The organism is Candidatus Cloacimonadota bacterium, from assembly GCA_020532085.1.
Taxonomy (GTDB): Bacteria; Cloacimonadota; Cloacimonadia; order Cloacimonadales; family Cloacimonadaceae; genus Syntrophosphaera.
Window position 1 is genome coordinate 1 of record JAJBAV010000091.1, and the last position, 2,701, is coordinate 2,701.

3 protein-coding genes are annotated in these 2,701 nt (G+C 55.8%); all 3 read right to left on the minus strand.

Features of this window, described 5'->3' with window-relative positions; genetic code table 11:
* Positions 1–899: 899 nt before the first annotated feature.
* Positions 900–1,232: a type II toxin-antitoxin system RelE/ParE family toxin gene (locus LHW45_11305; protein MCB5286155.1), complete on the minus strand. Its 333-nt coding sequence runs from the start codon at positions 1,230–1,232 to the stop codon at positions 900–902.
* A gap of 2 nt (positions 1,233–1,234) precedes the next feature.
* Entirely contained in the window at positions 1,235–1,480 is a 246-nt protein-coding gene (locus tag LHW45_11310; protein MCB5286156.1) for a prevent-host-death protein, read from the minus strand.
* 643 nt (positions 1,481–2,123) lie between these two features.
* The coding region (locus LHW45_11315) for a transposase (GenBank protein MCB5286157.1) at positions 2,124–2,701 on the minus strand (578 nt) is incomplete at its 5' end.

Below are 2,701 nucleotides of genomic sequence, written 5' to 3' on the forward strand. Positions count from 1 at the left end.
TAGGGGGGCGCCACGGGGTGGCTTAGGGGTGCGGCGCGGAGCGCCTTAGGGGTGCGTCGCGCGGTTGCGCGACTTAGGGGATAGGGGAGCGCCGCAGCGCAGAGCGACTTAGGGGGTAGGGGCGCCGCTGGGGCGGCGCAGTGGGAAGTGGGAAGTGGGAAGTGCTTTACTGCGGCTGAGGAAGAACGGCTAGCTGGGACAGCTTCGCCCTACCTGCTTGGGTGGACGAGGAGCCAGCAAGCAAGGGACTGCTTGCAGGGAGAGGGTAAAAGGGCAGGGCAGGGGCGCCGCAGGGGCGGCGCAGTGGGAAGTGGGAAGTGGGAAAAGTGGAAAGGGATGGGGTGCCAACACGGACGGGCACGGACGAACACGGACAGGCACGGACAAGCACGGACAAGCAGGGGCAAGCAGGGGCGGGAGGGCGAGGGTGGATGACGGAGCTGGAGCTCCGCGTTCCCAGTGCGATGCGGCTGCGCCGAGTGGTGGACGATACGGACTGGCACGGACTGGCACGGACAAGCAGGGGCAAGCAGGGACGCCGCTGAGGCGGCGAATGAAGCGTTGCTATGCAACATGAAGCACTGCTACGCAGTATGAAGCGCTGCTGGGCGGCATGAAGGAATTGAGGGAAAAACGGCTAGCCGGGACGGCGTCGCCCTACCTTTTCGGAGGATGCGGCAGAGGTGACGGGGCGAGTACGGAGCCTCGCGTTCCCAGTGCGATGCGGGTGGCTTTGCGTGTACACGGGCAGGGATGCCCGTGGTCCCAGGGCTGGGTGCTCAGCGGGTTCGGAGCCCCTGCTGTACTGGCTTTGCGAGGACTTGGGATGAACGGCTAGCCGGGACGGCGTCGCCCTACCTGCTTGGGTGTGCGCGTATTCGGCCTGATGCAACTACCGATCATTCGTTCTCAGCAGGCTTCCTGTCCGATTCAAGCAGTCGCAAATAATCTCGCTTCGCATATAAAACACGAATGATTGAAACAAATTTCTCTTCTTGTCTGTAAAACACGAGGTAGTTCTTGCATGGAATGAATCGGTAGATTTTAAGGCTCGGAAGATCGGTTCTGACTCTGGCTCCAATCTGCGGCAAGGTTGCCAATGTCTGAATCTTTTGGAAAATCAAGGAAAGAAGATCAGTTGCGGCTTGCGGGTTGCAAAGATCAGACGATATGTACCGTTTTATTTCATCCAGATCAGCAACGGCTTTCGGTGAAAACCGGATTTCAAGCATCGCTACACTCCGAGCTGCTGCTTCGCCGCGTCGAGTGAAACCCATCCTTCTTTCCGAGCGGTCGCCTCGCCATCAACTAAAGCCGAAATGAGATCGAGTTCTGTGCGTAATTTTTCGTATGCACGAATGTCAACGATAGCAAAACGCCCATGCCCGTTTTCCGTTAAAAAAACGGGAGAATCAACAGTGACTTCGCGTAAAACACGATTGTAGTTTCTCAGTTCAGAAATTGGCTTGATTGTCGGCATGGTGAACTCCTTTCATCGATTGATTTAGTTTAACTGAGTGCATACGGTAATTCAATAGCAATGTTTGACGGCGCGCTGTGGCGCGCCTTAGGGGAGCGTCGCGCGTGCGCGACTTAGGGGAGCGGCCCTGATGGGCCTTAGGGGATAGGGGAGCGCCGCTGGGGCGGCGCAGTGACAAGTGGCAAGTAGCAAGTAGCAAGTGCTTTACTGCGGCTGAGGATGGTCGGCGGCAGAGGCCTGCACGCCCTCCAGGGCTGAAAAACGGCTAGCTGGGGACAGCTTCGCCCTTCTATGTGTGGGTTTGTCAACCGCAAATAATTCCTTAGAACCTTTTTTGTAAAAACGTCTGTTTTCGTGTTACATTTTATAAATCCTTTTGCGAGCGATTGATGTCATCTGCGAAATGAACCGGCTTTTGGAAGTTCCGCTTAATCTGAATCGGAAGCGGACAACCTTCTATCCGTTAGGGACGAACCCTTAACACAATTCTGCATGCGCCTTTCGACTCTGAAAGCCGGGATGACCAGGGAGAACAATCTACCAAATCGGTGTGTTTAGTACCAAGGGCGAAGCCGTTTCCCTGAACATTCCGACAAATAACATCCATCATTAAAACTCCGTACGTACCTCAGCCGGTTCCGGCTTAACTTTTGAGTATTGCGCCCTCAGGAACAATATCCTGCTCAACGTATTTCCATAAAGCCACCAGAAGCTTCCTGGCCAGTGCTACAATGGCCTTCCGTTTAGCCCGGCTGGTATTCTCGGCCATGCAGCGATCCTTGAACCACTGGGTTAGTGCACTGTCGGGCTGCCAGCGCACCCAGCCCCAAGCCAGTTCGATCATCGTGGTTCTGACGCGAGAATTACCAGCTTTGCTGATTCCCTGCTCCCGCAGCGTTTCTCCACTGTCGAAAGGCGTCCCTGTCAGTCCGGAAAAAGAGCCGACGGCCTTGCGATTACGAAAGGTACGCCACCCCAGAGCCTCGTGGCTGAGCGTCCAGCCGGTTTGCAGGCCGATGCTCTTGAGATTCTGGAGTTTTTGCGCTTTCTTGTCTGCTACGTTTTCAGGCTGTATGACCGCTTGGGTCTGTTCTGCTTCAAGTCCTTTTATTTGCTCCTCGACCATAATGAGACGCTTCTGTTCGCGACTGAGCTCTTCCGCGACTTCTGGTCTCAGCTCCCGCCCGGACCAGTCGCGTAATTCGTCCAGTTTAACTCGCG